Here is a 24,888-nt window from a genome sequence, read left to right as displayed (position 1 = left end):
CTGCTCCCCTCCCCGCCCCTTCCCGAAGGCGGGTGCTCCGCCCCGGGCCCCGAAGGCGGGTGCTCCGCCCCGGGCCCCGAAGGCGGGTGCTCCGCCCCGGGCCCCGAAGGCGGGTGCTCCGCCCCGGGCCCGAAGGCGGGTGCTCCGCCCCGGGCCCCGAAGGCGGGTGCTCCGCCCCGGGCCCCGAAGGCGGGTGCTCCGCCCCGGGCCCCGAAGGCGGGTGCTCCGCCCCGGGCCCGAAGCGGGTGCTCCGCCCCGGGCCCGAAGCGGGTGCTCCGCCCCGGGCCCCGAAGGCGGGTGCTGTGCCTCGGGCTCCGAAGCGGGTGCTGTGCCTCGGGTCCCGAAGCTGGTGCTGTGCCTCGGGTCCCGAAGCTGGGGCTGTGCCCCCTTCCCGTTGCCAGGGGCTTTGCCGCTGGACCCAGGGTCCGGGGCGGAGCCCCGGTTGTGGGAAGGGGCGGGGAGGGGAACAGCCCGCCGCAGGCGTCCCCCAGCCGCGCCACGCGCGTCAGCGCTTGCCGCCCCGGGCCGGGCGCTTGCCCATCCGTACGAACCAGTCGCGCGCCGCCTCGGCGGCCTGCTCCAGGGTTCCGGGCTCCTCGAACAGATGGCTCGCCCCGGGCACCACATGGATCTCCTGCGGGGCGGCGAGCATGGCGGCCGCCTGCTGGTTGAGCCGCAGCACCTCGTGGTCGTCACCGCCCACGATCAGCAGCACCGGCGCCCGCACCCGGTTCAGCGCACCGCCCGCGAGATCGGGCCGCCCGCCGCGGGAGACCACGGCGGCCACCCGTTCCGGCCGTTCGGCGGCGGCCGTGAGCGCCGCCGCCGCGCCCGTACTTGCGCCGAACAGCCCCACCGGCAGCCCGGAGGTGGCCGGATGCCCGTCGAGCCAGTTCACCGCGGCCACCAGCCGCCGGCCCAGCAGCGGGATGTCGAAACGCAGTTCGGCGGTGATCGCGTCCACCCGCTCCTCGGCCTCGGTGAGCAGATCGAACAGCAGGGTGGCCAGATCCGCGTCCTGGAGTACCCGGGCCACCGCGCGGTTGCGCGGGCTGTGCCGGGAGCTGCCGCTGCCGTGGGCGAACGCGACGACGCCGAGGGGCTGGTCGGGGAGGGCCAGATCGCCCACGAGCATGGCGTCGTCCGCGGCGATACGGGCGGTCTCGGAGCGCATCGGCCACCTCCTGCCGGGGTTGTGCGGGCTGGTGCCGTCAGGCGTAGGCCATGAGCCCTTGCCGCAGCTCGCTGTAGAGCCGGGAGAGCCTGCGGGATATGTGCATCTGGGAGAAGCCGAGGATCTCGCCGATCTGGCTCTGCGAAAGCCCGGCGAAGAACCTCAGATAGAGCACGTAGCGGTCCTGCTCCGACAGTTCGGCGATCAGCACCCGCAGCGCCTCACGGTTGACGACGCGTTCGATCGCGGCGTCGTCCGCGCCCACCGTCTCGGCGAGCAGCCGCTCCTCGGCGCCCTGCACCGCGGCGTTGAGGGAGAGCGGGGTGCAGGAGGCGCTGGCCTCCAGACCGGCCTTCACATCCTCCTGGGGCATACCGGTGCGCAGACAGATCTCGTGCACGGTGGGGGTGCGCCCGCCGAGCTCCTGCTCCAGCGCGTCGCGTGCGGAGCGGGTGCGGGAGCGGACCTCCTGGATGTTGCGGGGGATGTGCAGCGTCCACAGGTAGTCGCGGAAGTGGCGTTTGAGCTCACCGGTGATGACGGGAATCGCATAGGACGGAAAGGCGTGCCCGAGGTCGGGGTTGTAGCGGTCGACGGCCTTCACCAGGGCCAGCGACGCGACCTGTGTGAGGTCCTCCATGTTCTCGCCCTTGTTGCGGAAGCGCAGTGCCAGGCGTTTGGCGACGGGCAGCCAGGCGCAGATGATCGCCTCGCGCAGCGCGTCGCGTTCGGGCCCGGACGGGAGCCGGGACAGACGCAGGAAGGCACCGCCGGTGTCGGGAGTGTCGTCATGGCGTCGTTGGCGAGTCGCGGTTGCTGACATGGTCACTCGCCTCCGTGGTCCGATGTCACGGCGGTCGCCACCAGATTCGCATGGCCCCCAACCACTCGCAATTCGGCCGAATTGGTGATGGTATGAATCTCTTTGGGTGGTATGCGCGTTCCTTCTGATTCGTCCTGGTCATGGCGGGGTATGGACCGAGGATGAACGCACGCCTTCGTCTCGCCCAGCAGCCCGAGGCGGACGCACTGCTCGAGCGCGATCCCCTGGCGCTGATGATCGGGATGCTGCTCGATCAGCAGGTGCCCATGGAGTGGGCGTTCTCCGGTCCGTACACCATCGCCCGGCGCCTGGGCAGGGACGGGCTGGACGCCCAGGAGATCGCCGCCCAGGACCCCGAGCGGTTCGCCGCGCTGCTGTCGGAGAAGCCCGCCGTGCATCGCTACCCGGGTTCGATGGCGGGGCGCGTCCAGCAGCTGTGCCGGTATCTGGTCGAGCACTACGACGGCGACCCGACCGCCCTGTGGCGCGAGGTCTCCTCCGGCCAGGAGCTGCTCCGGCGGCTGCACGAGCTGCCGGGCTTCGGCAAGCAGAAGGCGCAGATCTTCCTCGCGCTGCAGGGCAAGCGAATGGGGGTGCGGCCGGAGGGCTGGCGCGAGGCCGCCGGGGCCTACGGCGAGCAGGACGCGTATCGCTCGGTGGCCGACATCACCGGACCCGAGTCGCTGGAGAAGGTCCGCGCCCACAAGCAGCAGCTCAAGCGGCAGGCCCAGAAATAAGCTCAGTTGGTGCGCAGTGTGTCGCGCAGGGTGTCCACGGCCAGGGCGAGCGCCGCCCGCGCGGCCCGGGTGTCGCGGAGCGCGTCGAGCATCAGGAAGTCATGGATGATCCCCTGCATCCGCACCGCGGTGACCGGCACCCCGGCGTCCCGCAGCTTGGCCGCGTACGCCTCGCCCTCGTCGCGCAGCACATCCGCCTCGCCGGTGATCACGAGGGCGGGCGGCAGCCCGGCGAGCAGCTCGGGGGCGGCGCGCAGCGGTGATGCGGTGATCTCGGAGCGCTGCGCCGGGTCGGTGGTGTACTGGTCCCAGAACCACCTCATCGCCTCGCGGGTGAGGGAGTAGCCCTCGGCGAACTGCTCGTAGGAGCCGGTGTCGAAGGCGGCGTCGGTCGCCGGGTAGAAGAGCACCTGCTGTACCAGCGGCAGATCGCCGCGCTCCTTGGCGAGCAGGGTGAGGGCGATGGCGATGTTGCCGCCCACCGAGTCCCCGGTCACCGCGATCCGGGCGGCGTCCAGCCCCGCGCCCTCGCCGTGCGCCACGATCCACTGGCCGACGGCGTAGCTCTGCTCGAGCGCCACCGGGTAGTGGGCCTCGGGGGAGAGGTCGTACTCGGGGAAGACCACCGCGGCGCCCACCCGGACCGCCAGCTCCCGGACCAGCCGGTCATGGGTGTGGGCGTTGCCGTACACCCAGCCCGCGCCGTGGATGTAGAGAATCGCCGGAAGGGTGCCGACGGCCTTCGGAGGGCGGACGATCCGCGCCCTGAGGCCGCCCGCCGCGATTCCGCCGACGTCGATCCACTCCTCGTCCACCTCCGGTTTGGGCATCTCGCCGGACTGTGCCTCGTCCAGCACGCGACGGCCCTCGGCGGGGGTCATCTGGTACGGATACGGCGGCTTGGCGGCGGCTTCGGCGAACGCCGCGGCGGCGGGTTCGAGGACGGGGCGGGCCGGAGCGGTGGTGGCCATCTGGTTCTCCTTTGCCGGTCCGGTTCCCGTCCGACGATCTCACCCCGGCCGCCGCGGCACCCATCGCTGTTACGCCACCCGGGCGCCCATCGGGCCCCGGTTTCCCGCCGGTGGTGTCAGGTCAGCGGACCCGGTGCCGGGGAGGGGTCGGGGACCGGATCCGGGCCCGGCGGCCTGGGCACCGGGTCGGGGGACGGTTCCGGTGGGGGGCCGGGGGTGGGGTTCGGCGGCGGCTCGGGCGGCGGGGTGGGAATCGGGTCGGGCGGCGGACCCGGAGGCGGTCCGGGCACGGGGCCCGGTGCGGGACCCGGTTCGGGGCCGCCAGGACCGGGCGACGGGGTCGGGGACGGCGGCCCGGGTTCTCGCTGCGTCGGGTGGATGGGGATCGGGTCGGTCTGCCGTGCCACGGTGTCCTCCAAAGCTCTTCGGCAGGTGGCCACGCCACTTCCGGGGGCGGGTGCCCCGGTCCCCTGGGACATACGCATGGTCTCGGCGCCGAACGCGAGGGCGGGGCCGAACGCGGAAGCGGCGCCGAACGCGGGGCAGCGGGGAGGGCGGGCGATAATTCCTCCACCCGGCGGAAGCGGCGTGGCTAGCATCGCCGTCGCCATGCGACGTTTTCCTGATCCGGATCCCGGAAATCCAGACCATCGCTCACCGACATCCTATCTGTTATGGCTTGCCGCTTATCAGCGCAATGCACTATTCGCCGGTGCCCTCTATGGAATTGTCCATGTGGTGGCCCAGGCCCTGGTGCCCGCCGCGGTCGGCAAGGCCATCGACACCGGAATCATCGCCCGTGACCAGAGGGCACTGCTGCTGTGGGGCGGTGCGGTGGTGGTTCTCGGGGTGGTTCAGGCCACCGCCGGAATTCTGCGCGACCGCGCCGCGCTCACCACCCGGCTGGGTGCCTCCTACCGCACCGCACAACACATCGCCCGACAAGCCGCCCGGCTGGGGGCGGCCTTGCCGAAACGGGTGGCCAAAGGCGAGATCGTAAATGCCGGAGTGGTCGATATCGGACGGCTCGGCGACGCCCTGGCCGAAACCGCCCGGGGCAGCGGTGCCCTTGTCGCCATCGCCGTGGTGGCGGCCATCCTGCTGCACACCTCCTGGCAGCTCGGCTTGGTGGTACTGCTCGGGGTGCCGCTGATGGTGGGGGTGGTGTCCCTGCTGATCCGCCCGCTGCACCGGCGCCAGCAGCGGCTGCGCGAGCAGCAGGCCGAGCTGACCGGCCGCGCCGTCGACATCGTCAGCGGGCTGCGGGTGCTGCGTGGCATCGGCGGCGAGGAGGTCTTCGCCGACCGCTATCGCGCCGACTCCCAGCGGGTGCGTGCCGCGGGGGTGGCGGTGGCCCGGGTGGAGGCGCTGCTCGACGGTGCCAAGGTGCTGCTGCCGGGGCTGCTGACCACCGTCGTCGTCTGGCTGGGCGCGCACTACGTGGCCACCGGACGGATGGGCGCGGGACAGCTCGTGGCCTTCTACGGCTACGCCGTCTTCCTGGTCGATCCGCTGCGGCGGCTCACCAACGCGGCCGGCCGGCTGACCCAGGGGCATGTCGCCGCGCGCCGTATCACGGCGTTTCTCGCGCTGCGGCCCGAGTTCGCTCCGAGCGCCGTCGCTCCCGCTCCGTACCAGGGGCCCGCCCCGCTCACCGACCCCGCCTCCGCGCTGACCGTGGCGCCGGGGAGGTTCACCGCCGTGGCCTGTGCGTCCCCCGCCGACGCGGCGACCCTCGCGGCGCGGCTGGGCCGCTACACCGACTCCGCCGTCACCCTCGGGGACACCCCGCTCGCCGATCTGCCCCCGGACGAGATACGCCGCCGCATCCTCGTGGCCGACAACGCCGACCGCCTCTTCGCCGGTCCGCTGCGCGAGGAGCTCCGCGGCCGGGGCAGCGACGCCGGGCCGGACGGTCGGGCGAACGACGCCGGGCGGGGTGGCCGGGGGCGCGATGCCGAGGTGGGTGGTCGGGGGCGCGATGCCGCGCCGGGCGGTCGGGGGTGCGACGTCGCGCTGGTTGGTCGGGGCAGCGACGCCGCGCTGGAGCGGGCCGTTGACGCCGCCTGTGCGCGGGACATCGTGGAGGCGCTCCCGGACGGGCTCGACGACCTCGTCGAGGAGTCCGGGCGCAACTTCTCCGGCGGTCAGCAGCAGCGGCTGCGCCTGGTGCGCGCGCTCATGGCCGACCCGGAGGTGCTGATCCTCATCGAGCCCACCAGCGCCGTCGACGCCCACACCGAGGCCCGTATCGCCCACGGGGTGGGAGAGCTGCGCGCGGGGCGGACCACGTTGGTGTTCACCACCAGCCCCGTGGTGCTCGACCGGGCGGACCACGTCGTCTACGTACAGGGCGCGAAGGCCGTCGCCCAGGGCTCGCACGGCGATCTGCTCACCGATGTCCGCTACCGATCCGTCGTGGCACGGGAGGAGACCGAATGAGCACCCACACTTCGCTGCCCGTCGCCCCGGCGCGTGACACCCGCGCCTACGCCCGGCGGCTGGCGCTGCGCCATCCGCGCGAGCTCACCGCCGTGCTCGCCCTCTACGCACTCGCCGCGGGCTGTGGGCTGGTGGGCCCCCGGCTGCTGGGCGATCTGGTGGAGGACACCCGTGACGGAGGCGGCGACGGAGGCGGCGCCATCGCCCGTACGGCGCTGCTGATCTGCGTGTTCGTCATCGTCCAGGCGCTGCTGACGCATGCCGCGACGTACGCCTCGGCGCGGCTGGGCGAGAAGGTCCTGGCCGAGCTGCGCGAGCGGTTCGTGGGCGATGTGCTGGCCCTGCCGCTCGCCACTGTCGAACGAGCGGGCGCGGGCGATCTGGTCACCCGCACCATCCGCGACGTGGAAGTGCTCGCGGGCTGTGTGCGCCGCGCGGTCCCCGCCACCATGACCGCCCTGGTCACCATCGCCGTCACCTTCGGCGCCCTGTTCGTGGTGGGCCCGCTGCTGGCCTTCCCCTGCCTGATCGCGGTCCCGGTGCTGTGGGCCGCGGGCCGGTGGTTCTTCGGCCGGTCGCGCGAGGCGTTCCTACGGCAGAGCGCGTCCTACGCGCGCATCACCGAGGGCCTCACCGAGACGGTCGAGGGGGCCCGTACCGTCGAGGCGCTGCGCCTGGCCCCTCGGCGCGCGGAGCGCACCGACCGGGACATCGCCGGGTCCTACGCGGCCGAGCGCCACACCATCGGACTGCTCACGGTCTTTCTGCCGATCACCGACACCGCCTATGTGCTGCCGGTGGCCGCGACCTTGGTGCTCGGCGGCCTCTTCGCGCTCCACGGCATGGTCTCGCTCGCCGCCGTCACCGCGGCCACCCTCTACGTCCAGCAGCTGCTGGGCCCGGTCGACACGGTGCTGTACTGCCTCGGCGACCTCCAGGCCGGCGCCGCCTCACTGGCCCGGCTGCGGGGCGTCCACCGCGCCCCCGCGTCCGGCGCCCCCGCGTCCGGCGTCGACGCGTCCGGTGCCGACGCCTCCGCCGCGGCCGCGCCCCGGCACCGGGGCCTGGCACTGCGCGGAGTGCGCTACGCCTACCGCGAGGACAGGGATGTGCTGCGCGGGATCGACCTGGAGATCGAGCCGGGGGAGCGGCTGGCGGTCGTCGGGCCGTCGGGCGCGGGCAAGTCCACCCTCGGCCGGCTGCTCGCCGGGATCCACGCACCGCGCACCGGCTCGGTGACCGTCGGCGGGGTGCCGCTCGCCGAGCTCTCCCCGGACCGGCTGCGCGGCCAGGTGGCCCTGGTGACCCAGGAGACATACGTCTTCGCCGGAACGCTCCGGGAGAATCTGCTCATCGCCGTGCCCGGACCCGGACCCGGACCCGGACCCGGGCCCGGGGTCGCCGACGCCGAGCTGGAGCGGGCGCTGGACGCGGTCGGGGCCCGGGAGTGGGCGCTGGAGCTGGGGCTGGACGCACGGGTGGGGGCGGGCGGCGCGGCCCTCGCACCGGACCGGGTCCAGCAACTCTCCCTCGCCCGGCTGGTCCTGGCCGATCCGCACACCCTGGTGCTGGACGAGGCCACCTCGCTGCTCGATCCGCGCGCCGCCCGCCGTCTGGAGCGCTCCCTCGCCGCCCTGCTCGAGGGGCGTACCGTCATCGCGATCGCCCACCGGCTGCACACCGCGCATGACGCCGACCGGGTGGCGGTGATGGAGAACGGGCGGATCACCGAACTCGGCCCGCATGATGAGCTGGTGGCGCGCGGGGGAGCGTACGCGGCGCTCTGGGAGTCCTGGCACGGCCGTACGTGAGCGGTGCGGGGCATACGTAGGACGGGCGCGGGGCGGGGGTACGCATGACCGGTGCGGGGCGTAGGCGTGATGGGTGCGCGGTTCGCGCAGGACGGGCCACCGGCCGTCGCCGCGGCTGGTCGTCGCGGGGCGGGGGTCACGCCTCCTCGACGACCGTGACCTCCACCCCCTGGGCGCGCAGGGCACGGATCTCGTGCGGGTCGGCGCCCGCGTCGGTCACCAGCGTCCAGCCGGGCGGCAGCCGTACCCAGGTGTGGAAGGGGCGGCGGCCGATCTTCGCCGAGTGGGCCAGTACGTACACCGCCTCCGCCCGGCGGGCCATCAGCTCCTTCAGCCGGGTCTGGCGCAGATCCGCCTCGCAGATGCCGTGCTCGGCCGTCACCCCGTCGGCGCCCAGGAAGACCCGGTCGAAGGTCATGCGCTCCAGGGCGGCCTCGGCGAGCGGGCCGAGGAAGCTCTGGCTCAGCGGCCGGAGCGTACCGCCGAGACACTCCACCTGCACGGTCTCCACATCGGCGAGCTCCTGGAGCGCGGTGAGTCCGGTCGTGGCCACCGTGAGCCCCTCGGCGGTGCGCAGCTCATGGGCGAGGGCGCCGACGGTCGAACCGGCGTCCAGCAGCACCGTCTCCCCGGTGCGGATCGCCGACGCCGCCCAGCGCGCGATGGCCCGCTTGGCCTCGAACGCCTCGCCGGTGCGCTGGCGCAGCGATGCCTCCGGGTGGGCCACCAGGGCCATCGCCCCGCCGTACGTCCGCGCCAGCCGACCGTCCGCGGTGAGCTGGGCGAGGTCGCGGCGGATGGTGGAGGCGGTGACGCCGAAGGTGCGGGACAGCTCCTCCACGCTGGCCAGACCCGTGGTCGTGGCGAGGTGGACGATCTGGTCGCGCCGCGCCCGTGCTCCGTTCAACGGCATATCTCTCGCGTTCCTCACCATGGGCTGGGCGTCAGCGGGCGGGGGACGGCGACATCTCGGCCGCCTGCCGCAGCGCCTCGATCATGCTACCGGCGTCGGCCGTGCCCGTACCGGCGATGTCGAAGGCGGTGCCGTGGTCCACGGAGGTGCGGATCACGGGCAGACCGACGGTCAGATTGACCCCGGCCTCCAGGCCCAGCACCTTGACCGGGCCGTGCCCCTGGTCGTGGTACATCGCCACGATCAGGTCGTAGTCGCCGCGCCCGGCCAGGAAGAACGCGGTGTCGGCGGGGAGCGGGCCGCGGGCGTCGATGCCGTCGGCGCGCAGCACCTCCAGCGCGGGCACGATCTTCTCCTCCTCCTCGCCGTAGCCGAACAGGCCGTTCTCCCCCGCGTGCGGATTGATCCCGCACACCCCGATCACCGGTTCGGGGGTGCCCGCGCGGACCATCGCCTCGTGGCCGCGGCGCACGGTGCGCTCGACCAGACCGGGCTCGATCCTCCGCACCGCGTCGATGAGCCCGATGTGGGTGGTGACGTGGATGACCTTCACCGTGGGGGTGGCCAGCATCATCGACACCTCCTCGACCCCGGTGAGCTCGGCCAGCAGTTCGGTGTGGCCGGGGAAGACATGGCCGCCCGCGTGCAGCGCCTTCTTGTTCAGCGGCGCGGTGCAGATGCCCTGCACCTCACCGTCCATGGCGAGTTCGGCGGCGGTCCGTATGTACTGGTAGGCCGCGTCCCCGGCCACGGGGGAGAGCTTGCCCCAGGGCAGATCGGCGGGGAGCAGCCCGAGGTCGACGACGTTGATCCGGCCCGGGGTGAACGCCGCCTCCGCGGGCGTGGCCACGGTGACGATCTCGCATGCGAGGTCGCGCAGCCGGGCGGCCTGCCGCAGTCGCTCCGCGTCCCCGATGACCACCGGCCGGCAGCGCCGCAGAGTGTCCGGGTCGAGCAGCGCGGGGACGACCACCTCGGGTCCGATGCCGGCGCCGTCGCCCATGGTCACCGCGATGAGCGGAAGCGTGGCGGGATCGGTGGAGGAGTTCATGGGGTGACCTTCCGTTCGGTCGAGTGGGGGCGCAGCGCCTGGACGATCTGGCGCAGGGAATCGGGATCGCCGAAGCTGCCCGGTCGGGTCACGACGGATCGCCCGTCGGGGGTGGAGAGATGGACGGCGCCGTGGTGCACCTGGCCGACCGGGTCGAGCTCGGCCACGGCCAGGGCGTCCAGTACGCGGCGTGCCGTTTCACCGCCGGTCAGCACGAGATCCACGGCGCCGTGGTGTGCGGCGACGGCGTCGCCGATGACGCGGGCGAGCCCCAGCACCAGCCGCCGCCCGGAGACGGCCCCCGGCTGTTTGCCCGTCTCGCCGTCTGACCGGTCCGGCCTGGTGCGGTCGGCCGCGGCGACGGGCGGTGACGCCGGGGTGGGTGGGGTGTCGGGTGCGGGGTGGGGTGCGGGGCTGGGGGCCGGTTTGGGCGCCGGGCCCGAGGCGGCGGCCGGTGTGACGGCCTCGGGCGTCGGCCGGGGGGAGGGGAGGGGCGCCGTGTCCGTGGCCACGGCCCCGTGGGGCGGCGCCGGATCCGGGGCCCCGGACGGGGCGCCGAGGGAGACGACCGTGACCGGGGCGGTCAGCGGGGGCAGCCGCACCGGGGACCCGCCCGACAGCAGCCCCGCGAGCGGGAGTTGATGGTGGACGGCCCCGTCCTCGACCAGGCGCCGCACCTGTTCGGCGGCGGCCGGTTCGGCCGTACCGACCACGACCAGCACGGGCTTCCCGGCGCTCGCGGGGGACGCGGCCGCCTCGGTTGCTCCCACCGCCATCTCGGCGGGTGGAGCGGCCGGAGCCGCGTCGGCAGCCGGAGCACCCCGCTTCCCGGTGGCGGCCGGAGCTGCCCCGGCCCCGATCGCATTCAGGGTCGTTCTCAGATGACGGCCGAGGGCCAGGGCCAGGCCGCCCGAGCCGACCAGCCGCATTCGGGAGCCCTCGGCGAGCGCCGCTTCGACGACCGCGTCGAGGTCGGCGTCCGTCTCCGCGTCGCAGATCGCCACCCGTCCGGCCGCCGCGGCCGTGCGCAGCGCGGTCAGCAGGGTGCGGCGGGAGGCCCGTACGGTCGTCAGCGGGACCAGCGCGGTCGGCAGGCCGCCGAGCGCGTGGACCACCGAGGCGGGTGGAGGCAGGGTTTCGGCGCGCCATGCGTCGCTCTCGTGGAGTGCCACTCCGCCGAGGTGGACGACGCCCGAGCGCACCACGCGCCCGGCGATCGGCAGCGCGGGGGCGAGCACCACACCGGCCCCGCCCTCGCCGAGGGCGGCGATCTCGGCGGCGACATTGCCCCGCAGCAGCGAGTCGATCTTCTTCAGTACCAGGGTGTCCAGGGCATCTGGAGCGTTCTCGTCCGGCGAGGACAGCCGCAGCGCCTCGCGGACCGCCTCGGCCGCCTCGGTGGCCGGGCGATAGCGGGAGTCGAGGTCCAGGACGGTCGCCTCGCCGGGGTGGCGGGGGCGTAGAGCCCTCGCCACCCCGCCGTTCACCGCACCGGTCGTCCCGGCGCCGTTCACCTCATCGCTCACCCCGCCGTTCACCGCACCGGGCCTGCCTATCAGCAGCACTCGACTGCGTGTTGTGCGCGAATGAAGCGCCGCCGCCACCTCCGCGGCGCCTGACAGGTCATCCGCGATGGCCAACAGCCTCCGGCTGGCCGCCATGTCCACCGGTACCTCCTCGAATGACCATGACCGACGGAGCGACGCGCTGCTGGCGACATCGTCTCCGTGGTCCCGATGATGACATACTTTGCGCGAAGTGCGCGAGAGCTATTGCGTAAAGCGCGCACTCATGTCACGGTGACCGTCGCGACACTTTGACCCGTACGGCCGTCATCCGGGCGCCGCACGGGTCGAGCGAACCGGTCGCTCGCCTCAGAACTGCCGAGAGGTCAACGCTGACCCGTACCCCCTACGTTCCGGCCCTCCCGTGTCCACGATCGCGACCGACCAGGGACCACGGGAACGGGAACTATGGGAACCACAAGACCCACGGGAACCACAGGAACCAGGAGCAACGCAGTGAACGCGCATGCGCAGACCCACACCACCGCCCACGCGTCGCCCGGCGGGGTCGCCCTCCCCGGAACCCCGGTGCCGCTCTCGCGGCTGGTGCTGGGCACCATGACCTTCGGCGACACGGTGGACCGCGCGGGCGCCGCCGCGATGCTGGACACCGCGCTGGACGCCGGGGTGACGGGCGTGGACACCGCCAACGCCTACGCGGGCGGCACCACCGAGACGATCCTCGCCGAGCTGCTGCCCGGGCGCCGCGACCGGATCGTGCTCGCCACCAAGGCCGGTATGCCGCACCCGGACGCCGGTGACCACTCACCGCTGTCCGCGCGCGGAATGCGCGCGGCCCTCGAAGGCAGCCTGCGCCGTCTGGGCACCGACCATGTCGACCTGTTCTATCTCCACCAGCCCGACCGCTCCACACCGCTGGAGGAGACGCTGGGCACGGTCGCCGAGTTCCTCGCCGAGGGCAAGATCCGGGCGCTCGGCGTCTCCAACTACGCCGCCTGGCAGATCGCCGAGATCACCCACACCGCCGAGCGGGTCGGCGCCCCGCGCCCGGTGGTGGCCCAGCAGCTCTACAACCTGCTGGCGCGGCGGATCGAGGAGGAATACCGGGAGTACGCGGCCACCAGTGGACTGCGCACCATGGTCTACAACCCGCTCGGCGGCGGGCTGCTGACGGGGCGTCATACGTTTGAGGAGCGGCCGGAGTCGGGCCGCTTCGGCGACTCACGGGTGGCCGCCATGTACCGGGAGCGCTACTGGGACGCGGGGCTCTTCGAGGCCGTACGCGACCTGGGCCGGATCGCGGACGAGGCGTCCATCCCGCTGACGGACCTCTCGCTGCGCTGGCTGCTGTTCCGCGACGGAGTGGACGCCCTCCTGCTGGGCGGCTCCCGGATCGAGCACCTCCGGTCCAACCTGGACGCGGCCACGGCGGGGCCGCTTCCGGGCGATGTGGTGGCGGCGTGCGACGAGGTGGGGGCGCGGCTGCGTGGGCCGATGCCCGCGTACAACCGGTAGGCCCGTGGTTTTCCCCACCCCGCCCCTTCCCGAACCAAGGGGCTCCGCCCCTGGACCCCGAACGCCCCTCCGCCCCGGCTCCCGGACGGCGGCGCCCCGCGCCGCGCCGTGCCGCCCCGTGCCGCCCCGTGCCGCGCCGTGCCGCCCCGTGCCGCCCCGCGCCGCCCCGCGCCGCGCCGCACCGCGCGGTACGGCCGCGGCGCCTCGCTTCGCCGCCGTGCCGTGCGGCGTGGCCGCAGGGTGTTGCTGTGGGAGGGCCCCCGATGGCCCCGGACTCCGTCGGGCGGCGTCTCTCCTCGGGGCGGGGGTTTTGCCCGCTGCGCCCGGGACGCCTGTCAGGCGCGTCCTCCCGGGCCGGGGGTCCGGTTGGTATCGGGGCCCGTGGCTCGGCCGCGGGTCGGGGCCGGGGGAAGGCCACTTCCCGGCCCGGTCGATATGCGGCTCCCGCCCCCGGACACCCGGAGCCGCCCCTCGGGCGCGTCCTTGGGGCCGGCCGTACACATTTCCGTATCACCGCAACCCTGAGGAGCCCGGCGACCATGACCGCCGACCATGACACCGCTCTGCCGCCGACCGACGGACGGCTCCGGGTGCGCCCCGGTGACCCGGCGTGCCAGGAGGCGTTTCTGCCCGCGCCCGCCGTGCAGAACCATGCCGCCAATCTCACCGTGCTGCCCGGAGGGGATCTCGGCTGTGTGTGGTTCGGCGGCACTCAGGAGGGCGTACCGGACATCTCCGTGTGGTTCTCCCGGCTCGCCCCGGGCTCCGGCACCTGGACGGAGCCGGTCCGGCTGTCCGGCGACGCCACCCGCTCGGAGCAGAACCCGTTGCTGTTCCCCACCCCGGCCGGTGAGCTGTGGTTGCTCTACACCGCGCAGCGGGCGGGCGACCAGGACACGGCGGAGGTGCGGCTGCGGGTGTCCGCCGACGCGGGCGCCACCTGGGACGCGCCGCGTACGCTCTTCCCGGCCACCGAGGCGGGTGGGGTGTTCATCCGTCAGCCGGTGGCCGTTCTGGGCTCCGGCCGGTGGCTGCTGCCGGTGTTCCACTGCGTGGCCACCCCCGGGGTCAAATGGGCCGGAGACCATGACACCAGTGCGGTGATGGTCAGCGACGACCAGGGGCGGACCTGGCGTGAGCGGTCCGTGCCGGGCTCGACCGGCTGTGTGCACATGAACGTCCACCAACTGCCGGACACCACCCTGCTGGCCCTCTTCCGCAGCCGCTGGGCGGACGCGGTGTACCGCTCGCACAGCACCGACGGCGGGGAGACCTGGAGCGAGCCGGTCCGCACCGAACTGCCCAACAACAACTCCTCCGTGCAGTACGTCCCGCTGGCCGACGGTCGGCTCGCGCTGGTCTACAACCACAGCAGCCGGGCGGACGCCACGGCCCGCCGCGTCTCCCTCTACGACGAGATCGACGACGCGGGGCACACCGCTCGGGCCCCCGCCCCGGCGACCGCGCGGGACGCCTCGGCACCCGGCGCCTTCTGGGGCGCGCCCCGCGCCCCGATGACCCTCGCGCTGTCCTCCGACAACGGCCTGACCTGGCCCGTACGGCGCGATCTGGACACCGGCGACGGCCACTGCCTGACCAACAACTCACGCGACCGGCTCAACCGCGAGCTGTCCTACCCCACCATCCGGCAGGGCCCCGACGGCACCCTGCACATCGCGTACACCTACCACCGCCAGGCCATCAAATACGTCCGTGTCGCACCGGATTGGGCGGCCGATGGCTGAGCCCCGCCACGCCGTGGTCACCGGTGTCAGCTCGGGTATCGGCGCCGCCATCGCCACCCGGCTGCTGGCCGATGGGTGGCGGATCACCGGGCTGAGCCGTACGGCCCCCGCGCACACGGTCGCGGGATCGCACTGGATCCCGGCCGATCTGTCCCGGCCGGAGACCCTCCCCGAGCTGCTCGCCCCGGTGGCCGGGGTGGACGCGATCGTGCACGCGGCGGGCGTTCAGCGCTCGGCGCGGCTGGGGGAGCTCGAGCCCGAGGACGGGGCTCTGATGTGGCGGATCCATGTGCAGGCGGCGGGCGTCCTGGTGGACACGCTGGTGGACCGGATCGCGGACGGCGGCCGGGTGGTGCTGGTGGGCAGCCGGACGATGACCGGCGTTCCGGGCAAGAGCCAGTACGCCGCCACCAAGGCGGCGCTGCCCGCCCTGGCCCGGTCCTGGGCGGCCGAGCTCGCGCCCCGCGCGGTCACGGTGAACGTGGTGGCGCCGGGGCCGACGGACACTCCCATGCTGCGTGACCCCGGCCGTAGCCGCACCCCGCCGGTGCTGCCACCGCTGGGCCGGCTGGTCCGCCCGGAGGAGGTGGCGGGGCTGACGTCGTTCCTGCTGAGCCCGGAGGGCGGCGCGGTCACCGGCCAGACGCTGGTGATGTGCGCGGGCGCCTCGCTCTGACCGGGCCGGGGAGCCGCCGGGGGTGCTTCACTCCGACGTGGGCGGGGGTCGGCGCGGGCGCCTCACTCCGGCGCGGGCGGCGAGTCGGCGCGGGCGAGCGCCAGCAGCCCCGCCGGATCCCCGGGCCGGGCCTGGAGCGAGGGCAGCAGCAGGGTCCACAGATCGGCCAGGCGGTCCTCGACCAGCCGCCGCCCGTCCAGGGCCTCGGAGACGGTGTGCAGCCCGAAGAAGGCGCAGACCACGGTCCGGGCGGCGGGCAGCGGATCGACATGCGGGGCCAGATCGCCCTCGGCCCCCGCCTTCTCCATCATCTGGCCCACGGCGTTGATCCATCCCACGAACGGCGGTGGCATGGGCGCCTCGATCAGGGTGCGCTCGGCCCACAGCCGGGCTCCGGCGCGGACCACGATGTCATCGCGGAAGGCGCGGGCCACCGCGAAGCTGAGCCGCACCAGTTGTTCCAGCGGAGGCGAGTCGAGGGCGGTGTAGCGCTCGATCAGCGGGGGCCAGGAGGCGAAGTGCTCCTCCACCACGGCCAGCGCGAGCCTTTCCTTGCTCGTGTAATGGAAATAGATCGCGCCGCTGGTGTGGCCGGACCTGGACGTGATGTCGCTGATGCTCGTTCCGGCGTATCCCCGTTCGTCGAAAAGGAATGCGGCGGCCTCCAGAAGGGATCGGCGTGTTTGTTCGGCCCGTTCTTGCACGTGTTCGCCGTCCTTACACCAGCACATCGGATGTGACGGGGAGAACTTAGCGGACTTTCGGCCAGTGATGGTGATGAGGCGAGACAGGTCAAACATTATTAGTATTTTATGGTGATCGTTCGTGAGGCTCATGGCCTTTCGGAGCCATCCGGTCCCGCCGGGCGGCCGCTCAGCTGGTCCCGCACGGTGGCGCGGGAGGCGGTGCACCGGGTCTCGGTGGCCGAGGTGCTGCTCACCGATGTGCGTACGCACGGTGACAATCGATTCGAGGCCGCGGCCCAGTGGCCGAGGTCCCATCCCACCTTCCCGCACGGCGGGGACGGCCGTCACCATCCGCTGATGATCGCGGAAACCCTGCGCGAACTGGGGATCTACATCCCCACGCGGTACTACGCGGTGCCCGCGGGGGCGCATTTCCTGATCCGGGACATCTCCTACCGGCTGGACCCCGAGACCGAGCCCCGGGCGCCGTACGGCGCCTCCGACATCACCTGCCGGGCCGCCGTCACCGACATCCGCACCAGCCCCTGCGGGCGTTTCGTCACCGGGATGCGGCTGGATGTCGTGCTGTCGGCGGGCGGCAAGCTCTTCGCCTGGGCCGGGGGCACCGCGCGCTTCCTCGACGGCACGACCTACGCGGAGACCCGGGCCGCCGCCCACGGACACACCGCGCGCCGTCGGCTGCGCGCCGCGGTACGGCCCTCACCTGCGCAACTGGCCGTTCCCGCGGCCCGGGACGTCCTGGTGGTGCGGGACGGGGGAGTGGTCTATCTCGACCCCGCCGACCCCCGCCATCCGTTCTTCTTCGACCACTGGAGCGACCATATGCCGGGGCTGGTGCTGCTGGAGGGCGCCCGCCAGGCGGCGGCGCTGGCGACCGGCGGGACGCTGATCCGGCCCGTCGTCTGCCGGATGAAGGCGATCCGCTTCACCGAGTCGTATCCGCCGGCCGTGGTCGAGTGCACCTCCCACGGCAGAACGTGCGTCTTCCGGCTGCGCCAGGCCGGTATCTGCACGGCGGTCGGCGTGCTCCAGTACCTCTGAGCGACGAACGCGCCGTGCGACGAACACGCCGTGCGACGAACTCTTTGGCGACGAACTGGCTGAACGACGAACAAAACGCCGACACTTAGTGACCTCTTGCTTACTGCGGGTCATCAAACTAACGTAGTGATCGTTATGTTTCGGGCAGGCGATTCTCGCGGCCTGTACGACAACAGCGGTCGGCGCCCAGCGCCCTTCTGAGCCGCCAGGACATTTCCACTGCGCGGCCCCCGCAGGTACAGGCACACCCTGCGCCGATTCCTCCACCTCCCATGGAGCGGCAGACAGATGACAGCCGAAAAGTTTCTCGGATGGACCCCAGCCGCAATCGTCTTCGACTGCGACGGCACCCTGATGGATTCCGAACGACACTGGGAGGAGGCGCGCGAAGTGGTGCTCAGAAGCCATGGAACCGCCCCCGACGAGGAGTTCGCCCGGCGCACGAAGGGGCTCCACTACACCGAATGCGGCCGCATGCTGGCCGAATTCGCCGGGCGCCCCGAACTCGCCGAAGAAATGACCGAACAACTCCTGGACGCGTTCCGCCGGCTGGTGGCCGACGATCCGGTCACCATGCCGGGGGCGCCCCAACTGGTCGCGAAGGCCGCGACCTTCGCGCCGCTGGCCGTGGCCAGCAACTGCCCGAGGGACGTCGTCGAGGCCGGGCTCGCCAAGGCCGGGCTGCTGCGCTACTTCGGCCATGTGCTGGTCCCCGAGGGGGAGGTGCGGCCCAAACCGTATCCCGATATCTATCTGGAGGCCGCCCGGCTGTGCGGTGCGGCCCCCGCGGACGCCCTCGCCGTGGAGGACTCCCACTGCGGGTTTCTGTCCGCCTCGCGCGCCGGGCTGAGGGTGCTCGGCGTCGGGCCGCGCAAGCCGGTGGACGAGTCCCCGCCGGTCGATGTGTGGGTCTCCACCCTCGCCGACCCGGACCTGGTCAAGTGGGCGGACTCCCGGGCGGCCTGAGGGGCTGATCTACGCACACCGCCTGGTCGGCGGGCGCCGCGCGTCACTTCTTCCAGCCGTGGCCGCCATGGCTCGCCGAGCCGTCCATGCCCTCCATGCCGTCCATTCCGTCCCCCTGCTTCTTCCCGCCGTGGGAGCCGCCGTGGGACATCCCCTTCTCGAGGGATCCGCCGATCTTCTCGCGCAGGGGCTCGAGCGAGTTCATGGACAGGCCGGTGACCGACCAGCGCTTGCCGACCAGGTACATCCCCCCGTAGTCCTTCGACGTCGTCAGCCAGTCGTGCTGGCCCTTGTCGGTGGCGAAGGTGACCATCGTGAACCGCTTCGCACCGGACCCGCAGGCGCCCTGACGCAGCTCGTCCGCCTCGGTGATGACCGTGGCCTCGCAGCCGATGGCGTCGGCGAGCTTCGTCAGCGGCGCGGGCGTGCCGGGCTCGGCGAACTCCTTGGTGGCGGGGGATATCTTCTTCTGCTCATGTCTGGCGCCGTGTGCCTGGTCGTTTCCACCGCAGCCGGCCAGGAACAGCAAGCCGGCGCAGACCGCGGTGGTACGGAGTGCGAGTGACACATCAACCTCCCGTAGAACGTCCGGCGGGGCGGTCCGGGCCCGGATGGCCTCGGACCACCCGCCGCGGTGGACCGTCAGTATGGTGTCCGCCCTACTGGCCCGCCTTCTTGCCCTTGTCGGTGACCGCGAACCAGGTGCCCTTCACGCCCTGGCCGTTGATGTCACCGGGCTTCTTGTCCCCGGTGAAGGTGTACAGCAGCCAGCAGTCGAACGCGGCCTGCTTGGTGCCGTCGGGGCGCTTGAAGGAGGTGACCTTCGCCGCGTCGACCCCGGCGACCTTGGTGGTGTCCACGGCCTTGACGGGCTTCCAGGTGTCCAGGCAGGCGCCGAGGCAGCCGGTCTTCATCGGCCAGGCGCTGTCCTTGTTGAACCGGTAGACGGTCATACCGTCGCCATCCACGATGATCTTGCCGAGCTCGGCGTTGTTGTTGACCATCAGCTGGAGGCTGTCGTCCGTGGCCGCGGTCTTGCCGGCCGGCTTTCCGTCGGGCGCCAGCGCGTTCCAGGTGCCGCCCACACCCTGGCCCTTGGTGTCACCCGGCTTGTCGTCGCCCGCGAAGCGGTAGACCGGCCAGCCCGCCAGCGTCAGCTGCTTGGTGCCGTCGGAGCGGGTGACCGAGCCCAGCTTGGCGGAGTCGATACCGGTGGTGGCCGTGGCGTCGTCCGCGGGGACCGCGGGCCACTTTGTGGCGCAGTCGTCGTTGCAGTTGGACTTGGCCGGCTTGGGGGTGTCCTCGTCGAACCGGTAGAGCGTCCAGCCCTTGCTGTCGGTGATGAACTTGCCCAGCTTGGCGTCCTCCTTCACCGCCAGCTGCTTCGCCGGACCGGTCCGCTCGGCCGCGCCGCCCGCGGCCGCCCCCGTGTCGCCGCCCGCCTCGTACCCGCCGCCGGCGCCGGCCACCGCGCCCGCCGAGGCGGAGGCGCCCGCACCCACGGTCTGGCTGCCGCCCGCGGGCTGCACATTCGCGCTGCCCGCGGTGTTGTCCTTGCTGCTGCCGCACGCCGCCGTCAGCAGAACCATCGCTACCGACACCCCGGCGAATGCGATGTGACGCCGCTTCTCCATGACCATTCCTCTGCAATCTCGATCGGTCCGGCGGTGATTGCGCCGACGTCATGTGCATACGGAGCCCATGCGGACCGGCGTTCAGCGGCTTGCGAATTTGTCACCGGAGGCAAAAAACTCCGGATCGCTGAGCGCACAGCAGTCGGCGGCCGTTTCTCACGGCCGCCGCGGTGTCGGTGGTGCGGTGGTGCCAGATGGATCGGCCTCCGGCTACTCCTCGATGCGCAGCGCCAGGGCCGGGCAGCGGCGGACCGCGCGGACCGCCTGCGCCCGCAGCTGCCGGGGCACTTCCATCGAGGCCGAGGCCGGATAGCCGTCGATCCCGAGCGTCAGCACCTCGGGCGGCAGGATGTCCGCGCACAGCCCGTGGCCCTGGCACAGCGACCAGTCCACCAGGAGCTTCTCCATCGGCCCGCGCTGGGAGCGGTCGTCGCGCGCCGAGGGGTTCAGCGGGGCGGGCGGCAGGGCCAGCGGCAGCGCGTCCTCCGGCAGCGGCAGCACACCCATCGTGGGCCGTCCGCACCCGGCGCCGAGCGCATGCGCCTCGAACTCCTCGGGGAACGCCTCCAGCGCGGTGGTCACGAATCCGGCGGTGCCGTCGGGATGGCTGCACGCCCCGCGCTTCTTCACCGAGTTGACGTAGGCGCGCACATTGTCGATCGCGGCCTGGCCGCCGCCGCGCTCCACCTGGCCGATGGCGTCCGCGATCGCCGGCAGCCCGATGAAGCACGGCCCGCACTGACCGGCCGTCTCGGCGGCCAGCCAGCGCGCCACCCGCGCGGTCTCGCCGAGCGGGCAGGTGTTCTCGGGGATGGGCAGCACCGCCCCGGCGCCCAGCCGGGCGCCGTACTTCTTCATCGACTCGCGGGAGATCGTGGCCGCGTTGATGCTCCTGGGGTCCAGCCACTTGCCGTGGTAGCCGCCCACCAGCACCGCCTGGCCGGCGGTGAGGCCGCACAGCTCCAGGACGTAGGTCAGCGGCACCCCGGTGGGCGTCTCCATCACGTACTTGCCACCGACCGTCAGCAGCGTCGTGCCCGGTTCGGTGGGCAGCCCCACCGAGCGGTACGGCAGGGCGCCCATCCGCGCGGCCACCGCGAGCTGGGCGAAGGTCTCGGTGTTGGACAGCAGGGTGGGCAGCCCGCTGAGCCCGCTGTCACTGGTCCGGATCTTCCGGCCGTTGGGGATGGCCGGGGCGCCGCTGATGCCGTTGATGACCGCGCCGCCCTCACCGGCGACGAACCGGTCCGGGGTGCGGCTCACCCGCACCGGGACCCCGCTGGGGCCGCGCTCGGCGATCGCGGCGGCCAGGGACTCCTCGACATCCGGGCGGTGCACCGCGATGGCGACCTCCTCGGCGCCGATCGCCTCGGCAGCCAGAACGGCGCCGTCGATCACCAGATGCGGGGTGTGCAGCAGCAGCGCGGTGTCCTTGAGACAACTGGGCTCGCCCTCGCTGCCGTTGACCACCACGGCACAGCGGCCCTCGCGCCGGCCGGCGGACTCCACCACGGCCTGGACCTTCTTGGCGAAGGGGAAACCGGCGCCGCCGCGCCCGCGCAGATCGATGTTCTCCGCGAGCGCCACGAGCTCGTCCGCCCGGAGGGCCGGCATGGTGCCATGGACGGTCAGATGGCCGACGCGGTCGAGCCGGTACACCTCGTCGAGCCCGGCCAGCAGCCGGGGCGGATCGACACAGGCGAGTCTGGGTTTGGTCGTGATCACCGGTCCCACCCGCGAGAGGCACCGAGCGGCTGACTGTCACGCGGGCCGGGCTCGGCCGTACGCTGGCGCGGCACGGTGGGATCGGCCCGCCGGGTCCGGCCCTCCTGCATGCTGCGGGCGGGCGGGTTCCTGACCTCGATGCCGTCCGCCCGGTCGATGTCCTGGCGCCGCCGCTGGACCAGCCGCAGCCACAGCGCGATGGCCACACCGGCGAGCGCCGCGATGTAGCCGTAGGTGGCCCAGATCTTGGCGGCGCGGCCCGCCTTCAGACCGTGGATCAGGGCGGCGCACCACGCGGGGTAGGCGCCCACATGCAGCGCCCGCCACCAGCGGTACCGCCAGCGGGAGTTGCCCGCCGAGGCGAATGAGCTGCGCACCGCACCGGTCACCGCGGCGATCACGAAGAGATAGCCGGCGATGGTGCCGAGCCCGATGAGCACCGGCTGATTTGCGTCCGCGAACGGTAGTACGGCGGAGGTGGCGTTGGTGTGGCTCTCCGCGACCTTGACCCAGATGTGAACGGCCAGGAACAGCAACCCGGCGACCGCGGCCGCCCGGTGGATCGCCTGGGCCATCAGCCGCTGCCTGGTGTGCAGGATCATCTGGTCGGTCGCGGCGAGCCCCCACAGCACCGCCGAGGTGAGACAGACCAGTGCGAGCACACCCGCGCCGAAGTCGAGGAACGCGAAGGTCTTGGAGAACGCGCCGGCGTCCCAGGCCACGTACAGGGACAGTGCGGCGGAGCCGGTGATGGCATAGATCCGGAGGTTGCGTGGCCCTCCGATCCCGGATGGAGCACGCTGCTGGGTACGGCGAGCGGCTCGTCGTCCGCCACGAGTTCGGCGTCCCCCGTGGCGCCCCTGTGAAGAGGGGAGCGGCGTTTGGGACATGGACATTGGAGCCTCCCGATCGCGCGGATTCGCGCGGGTGACGAGATTCGTCAAAGTCGTCTTGGGGGCGCCAGCTTCTCGGAAGTACACCTGATCTCCATAAGATTTGTCGTAACGTGACAACTTCTCGCGGACGCACCGTGCCCAGACCGTCCCCGGCTGATCGACTGTCGTCTCAATGGCAAAGAACCGGCAAAGTGTCGGGACCGGGAGGGGGCGGAGTCCTCTATGACGTAGCGGAGGACCCTCGACTCCCTGACCGGTACTGGACTAACCGGCGTAGGGAGGCAACCTCCACGGACCTGACCGACCCCCCAACGGCCAGGTCTCCCCCCGGCAAGAACGAGGTAATGATGGGCGAACTCGTGAACCGCATCTGGTCCCGCCCCCGTGGCGAGTGGACCCGCATGCTGCGCAATGAACTCCCGTCCGTGGCCGACGACGTGGTTGAGAACCTTCGGCACAGAATTCCGGGATTCGCCGAACTCCTGGAGAACGCTGAGCGGGACAAGGTCCGATGGGGAGTCGAGCAGGCTCTCCTGACGGCCCTCGGCCACCGCAGGACGGGCGAGGACGGTGCGGTCGAGCCGGCCGCCTCCCCCGCCCACGGCGAGGAGACGCTGGCCGAGGTGCCGCCCGAGCGGGCCCGGCGCGATCTCTTCGAAGCCCTCATCGGCGACGTGGCGGTCTCCGAGCGCACCCTGGTGGAGCTCTCCCGGGCCGCCCGCTGGCCACTTCCCGAAACGGTGCAGGCCATCGCCCTGCCCACCCCGGGCGAGGCGCCCCAACTGGCCGCCGTGCTGGGAGACACCCTCATCGGCGCGGTCGGCGACGAGCTGTGCCTGCTGATCCCGGACCCGGACGCGGACCCGGGGCCCACCCCGGACACCGGCGCCGCCACCCAGGAGGGCGACCGGGACCCGGAGCGGGAAACGGTCCCCGCCGAGCCCGGCACCCGGGCGGCGCTGGAGACCGCGCTGCGCGGCCGTACCGCGGCCGTGGGCCATGTGGTGCCGCGGGGCGACGCGGCCTCCTCGGTGCGCTGGGCCCGGCGCCTGCTGACCCTGGCGCCCGCCCGTCCCGGCCCCGAGGCCCGGGTGCTCTTCGTCGACGACCACCTGTCGATGCTGCTGCTCCTCCAGGACGAGTCGCTGGTCAGGGCGCTGGCCTCGCGGTGGCTCAAGCCGCTGGTCGGGCTGACCCCCCGGCAGAGCGAGCGGCTCCAGATGACGTTGCTGGCCTGGCTGGAGGGCGGTGGCGCGCCCGAGGCGGCCAAGGCCCTCAAGGTGCATCCGCAGACCGTGCGATACCGGCTGCGCCAGATCGAGAAGCTCTTCGGGCCGGGCCTGCGGGACCCCCGAATACGCTTCGAGCTGGAGATGGCGCTGCGCGGCCGCAGGCTGATGGCGCAGATGGACCGGATCCGGCGGCAGGCGTCCCGGGTGGGCCGCCGGACCCGTACCGGTGCGCCCCCCGGCGTCCGGCCGCTGGGCATCGCCAGGGAGGCGCGCGTCAACGGACTCTGACCGGAGGACCTCACCGGAGGGCCTGACCGAACGACGACGAACCGCCGGCCGCGCTCACGCGGCCGGCGGTTCTCGCCGTCCTGGGCCGATTCGGCCGCCTCGGAGTGAATCGGGGCGAAGCGGGGCGGTTCAGCCTCTCGCCCCGGCGGGCGCCGCCATACGCGGGGCGTTGCGCATCGCGGCGTTCAGGCCGAGCAGTTCGCGGTAGGCGTGGGAGCAGAAGGCGCAGTCGGCCAGATGGCGCGCGAGTGCTCGGCCGCGCACCCCGCCACGGCGCACCGAGGCGCCGATCTGGCCGCTGTAGTGCCGGCACCGGTCGTCGTGCGCCGACTCCAGATGGGCCCGTAGATACGACCTCCGCAAGCCCTCCCGGGCGCGGAAGGCCAGCGAGGTCACCCCGCTGGGGGAGATGTTCAGGGCCATGGCCACCCGGTGCGGGGGCTCCTCCTCGACGAGGGTCAGCCACAGCACGATCTGCCAGCGCTCGGGAAGTCCGCGGAAGCTGCGGATCAGCAGCTGGCGGTCCTCCCGGGCCATCAGACGCTGCTGGGGGTCGGCGGTGACCGCGTGCTGCTGCCGCCATGCCTCGAAGTCGGCGGTGAGCAGCACCCTTCGCTCCCCGGCGCTCCACTCCATCGCCGTATGGCGCACCACGGTGAGCAGATACGGGCGCCAGGGGCCGCGGGGTCCGCCGCCGGCGCGAACGGCCTGGAAGGCGCGGAAGAACGCCTCGGAGGTCAGGTCCTCGGCGTCATGGGGATCACGGCAGCAGGTCCTGGCGTAGCGAAGGGTCGCCGCGTGGTGGCGGCGGTAGAGCAGGTCACCCGCGGCCGGGCTGCTGCTGCCCGACCGGTAGCCCTCCGCCAACTGCCGGGTGAGCTCCTGGTCGGGGACGGCACGGACCGGTCGGCCGGTAGGCGCCCGGCCCAGGAAACCCTCGGTGTCCGGATGCCCCGCCGCCGGCGGGTCGGTGGCCGCGTCGTCGTCCGCGGCCTCGTGTAAGGGGGGGGGGGCA

Annotated in this window: 21 protein-coding genes; 9 read left to right on the top strand and 12 right to left on the bottom strand. The window is 72.9% G+C overall.

The window, feature by feature from the left end; genetic code table 11:
- Positions 1-505: 505 nt before the first annotated feature.
- Together NQU54_RS43570 and NQU54_RS43565 are read right to left on the bottom strand one after the other, a co-directional pair.
- Entirely contained in the window at positions 506-1,174 is a 669-nt protein-coding gene (locus tag NQU54_RS43570) for a dienelactone hydrolase family protein (RefSeq protein WP_069867291.1), read from the bottom strand.
- A 37-nt stretch (positions 1,175-1,211) separates the two neighbouring features.
- A complete protein-coding gene (locus tag NQU54_RS43565) occupies positions 1,212-1,997 on the bottom strand; it encodes a sigma-70 family RNA polymerase sigma factor (protein WP_069867290.1) in 786 nt (261 codons plus the stop codon).
- 161 nt (positions 1,998-2,158) lie between these two features.
- On the opposite strand from NQU54_RS43565, the gene NQU54_RS43560 reads away from it, so the two are divergent.
- Positions 2,159-2,734 (top strand): HhH-GPD-type base excision DNA repair protein, encoded by a 576-nt coding sequence (locus NQU54_RS43560; protein WP_257635837.1) that lies wholly within the window; start codon positions 2,159-2,161, stop codon positions 2,732-2,734.
- A 2-nt stretch (positions 2,735-2,736) separates the two neighbouring features.
- On the opposite strand, the gene NQU54_RS43555 is transcribed toward NQU54_RS43560, so the two are convergent.
- On the bottom strand, positions 2,737-3,705 hold the full coding sequence (locus tag NQU54_RS43555; RefSeq protein WP_257635836.1) for an alpha/beta hydrolase: 969 nt from the start codon (positions 3,703-3,705) through the stop codon (positions 2,737-2,739).
- A 609-nt stretch (positions 3,706-4,314) separates the two neighbouring features.
- On the opposite strand from NQU54_RS43555, the gene NQU54_RS43550 reads away from it, so the two are divergent.
- Together NQU54_RS43550 and NQU54_RS43545 are read left to right on the top strand one after the other, a co-directional pair.
- On the top strand, positions 4,315-6,147 hold the full coding sequence (locus tag NQU54_RS43550) for an ABC transporter transmembrane domain-containing protein (RefSeq protein ID WP_257635835.1): 1,833 nt from the start codon (positions 4,315-4,317) through the stop codon (positions 6,145-6,147).
- Positions 6,144-7,958 carry an ABC transporter ATP-binding protein gene (locus NQU54_RS43545; protein WP_257635834.1) on the top strand — a complete coding sequence of 605 codons (1,815 nt, stop codon included), beginning with the start codon at positions 6,144-6,146 and terminating at the stop codon, positions 7,956-7,958. Before NQU54_RS43550 ends, NQU54_RS43545 begins: the two co-directional genes overlap by 4 nt.
- A gap of 136 nt (positions 7,959-8,094) precedes the next feature.
- On the opposite strand, the gene NQU54_RS43540 is transcribed toward NQU54_RS43545, so the two are convergent.
- Genes NQU54_RS43540 through NQU54_RS43530 form a run of 3 tightly spaced genes read right to left on the bottom strand, consistent with a single transcriptional unit; the run spans position 8,095 to position 11,583 of the window.
- Entirely contained in the window at positions 8,095-8,871 is a 777-nt protein-coding gene (locus tag NQU54_RS43540) for a DeoR/GlpR family DNA-binding transcription regulator (protein ID WP_257635833.1), read from the bottom strand.
- A 31-nt stretch (positions 8,872-8,902) separates the two neighbouring features.
- On the bottom strand, positions 8,903-9,922 hold the full coding sequence (gene pdxA, locus NQU54_RS43535; RefSeq protein ID WP_257635832.1) for a 4-hydroxythreonine-4-phosphate dehydrogenase PdxA: 1,020 nt from the start codon (positions 9,920-9,922) through the stop codon (positions 8,903-8,905).
- Complete coding sequence (locus NQU54_RS43530) at positions 9,919-11,583, bottom strand: four-carbon acid sugar kinase family protein (protein ID WP_257635831.1); 1,665 nt, start codon at positions 11,581-11,583, stop codon at positions 9,919-9,921. The genes pdxA and NQU54_RS43530 overlap by 4 nt, the downstream gene beginning before the upstream one ends.
- A gap of 360 nt (positions 11,584-11,943) precedes the next feature.
- Here NQU54_RS43530 and NQU54_RS43525 point away from each other — a divergent pair, with 360 nt between their 5' ends.
- The 3 genes from NQU54_RS43525 (at position 11,944) to NQU54_RS43515 (ending at position 15,384) form a co-directional block, all read left to right on the top strand.
- Positions 11,944-12,963 (top strand): aldo/keto reductase, encoded by a 1,020-nt coding sequence (locus NQU54_RS43525; RefSeq protein ID WP_257635830.1) that lies wholly within the window; start codon positions 11,944-11,946, stop codon positions 12,961-12,963.
- 539 nt (positions 12,964-13,502) lie between these two features.
- Positions 13,503-14,708: a sialidase family protein gene (locus NQU54_RS43520; protein WP_257635829.1), complete on the top strand. Its 1,206-nt coding sequence runs from the start codon at positions 13,503-13,505 to the stop codon at positions 14,706-14,708.
- Complete coding sequence (locus NQU54_RS43515; RefSeq protein ID WP_257635828.1) at positions 14,701-15,384, top strand: SDR family NAD(P)-dependent oxidoreductase; 684 nt, start codon at positions 14,701-14,703, stop codon at positions 15,382-15,384. The genes NQU54_RS43520 and NQU54_RS43515 overlap by 8 nt, the downstream gene beginning before the upstream one ends.
- A gap of 62 nt (positions 15,385-15,446) precedes the next feature.
- On the opposite strand, the gene NQU54_RS43510 is transcribed toward NQU54_RS43515, so the two are convergent.
- Positions 15,447-16,088 (bottom strand): ScbR family autoregulator-binding transcription factor, encoded by a 642-nt coding sequence (locus NQU54_RS43510; RefSeq protein WP_257635827.1) that lies wholly within the window; start codon positions 16,086-16,088, stop codon positions 15,447-15,449.
- Between the two features lie 108 nt (positions 16,089-16,196).
- On the opposite strand from NQU54_RS43510, the gene NQU54_RS43505 reads away from it, so the two are divergent.
- Positions 16,197-17,132: a ScbA/BarX family gamma-butyrolactone biosynthesis protein gene (locus tag NQU54_RS43505; protein WP_069867279.1), complete on the top strand. Its 936-nt coding sequence runs from the start codon at positions 16,197-16,199 to the stop codon at positions 17,130-17,132.
- Positions 17,133-17,420: 288 nt separating this feature from the next.
- A complete protein-coding gene (locus NQU54_RS43500; protein WP_257635826.1) occupies positions 17,421-18,098 on the top strand; it encodes an HAD family hydrolase in 678 nt (225 codons plus the stop codon).
- 43 nt (positions 18,099-18,141) lie between these two features.
- Here the strand turns inward: NQU54_RS43500 and NQU54_RS43495 are convergent, their stop codons facing one another.
- The 4 genes from NQU54_RS43495 to NQU54_RS43480 all read right to left on the bottom strand — a co-directional run bounded on the left by NQU54_RS43495 (position 18,142) and on the right by NQU54_RS43480 (position 22,179).
- Positions 18,142-18,666 (bottom strand): hypothetical protein, encoded by a 525-nt coding sequence (locus NQU54_RS43495; protein ID WP_257635825.1) that lies wholly within the window; start codon positions 18,664-18,666, stop codon positions 18,142-18,144.
- A gap of 91 nt (positions 18,667-18,757) precedes the next feature.
- Positions 18,758-19,732 (bottom strand): SCO0930 family lipoprotein, encoded by a 975-nt coding sequence (locus NQU54_RS43490; RefSeq protein ID WP_257635824.1) that lies wholly within the window; start codon positions 19,730-19,732, stop codon positions 18,758-18,760.
- Positions 19,733-19,942: 210 nt separating this feature from the next.
- Positions 19,943-21,457: an NADH-quinone oxidoreductase subunit NuoF family protein gene (locus tag NQU54_RS43485; protein ID WP_069867543.1), complete on the bottom strand. Its 1,515-nt coding sequence runs from the start codon at positions 21,455-21,457 to the stop codon at positions 19,943-19,945.
- A complete protein-coding gene (locus NQU54_RS43480; RefSeq protein ID WP_257635823.1) occupies positions 21,454-22,179 on the bottom strand; it encodes a ferric reductase-like transmembrane domain-containing protein in 726 nt (241 codons plus the stop codon). Before NQU54_RS43480 ends, NQU54_RS43485 begins: the two co-directional genes overlap by 4 nt.
- A gap of 518 nt (positions 22,180-22,697) precedes the next feature.
- On the opposite strand from NQU54_RS43480, the gene NQU54_RS43475 reads away from it, so the two are divergent.
- On the top strand, positions 22,698-23,873 hold the full coding sequence (locus NQU54_RS43475; protein ID WP_257635822.1) for a PucR family transcriptional regulator: 1,176 nt from the start codon (positions 22,698-22,700) through the stop codon (positions 23,871-23,873).
- Between the two features lie 129 nt (positions 23,874-24,002).
- On the opposite strand, the gene NQU54_RS43470 is transcribed toward NQU54_RS43475, so the two are convergent.
- On the bottom strand, positions 24,003-24,888 hold an 886-nt coding region (locus tag NQU54_RS43470; protein ID WP_257635821.1), incomplete at its 5' end, for an RNA polymerase sigma factor.

Origin of the sequence: Streptomyces malaysiensis subsp. samsunensis, assembly GCF_024519315.1 — a bacterium.
GTDB lineage: Bacteria > Actinomycetota > Actinomycetes > Streptomycetales > Streptomycetaceae > Streptomyces > Streptomyces malaysiensis.
The sequence above is the reverse complement of the archived record's forward strand: the minus strand, read 5'-3'. Positions and strand labels throughout refer to the sequence as shown.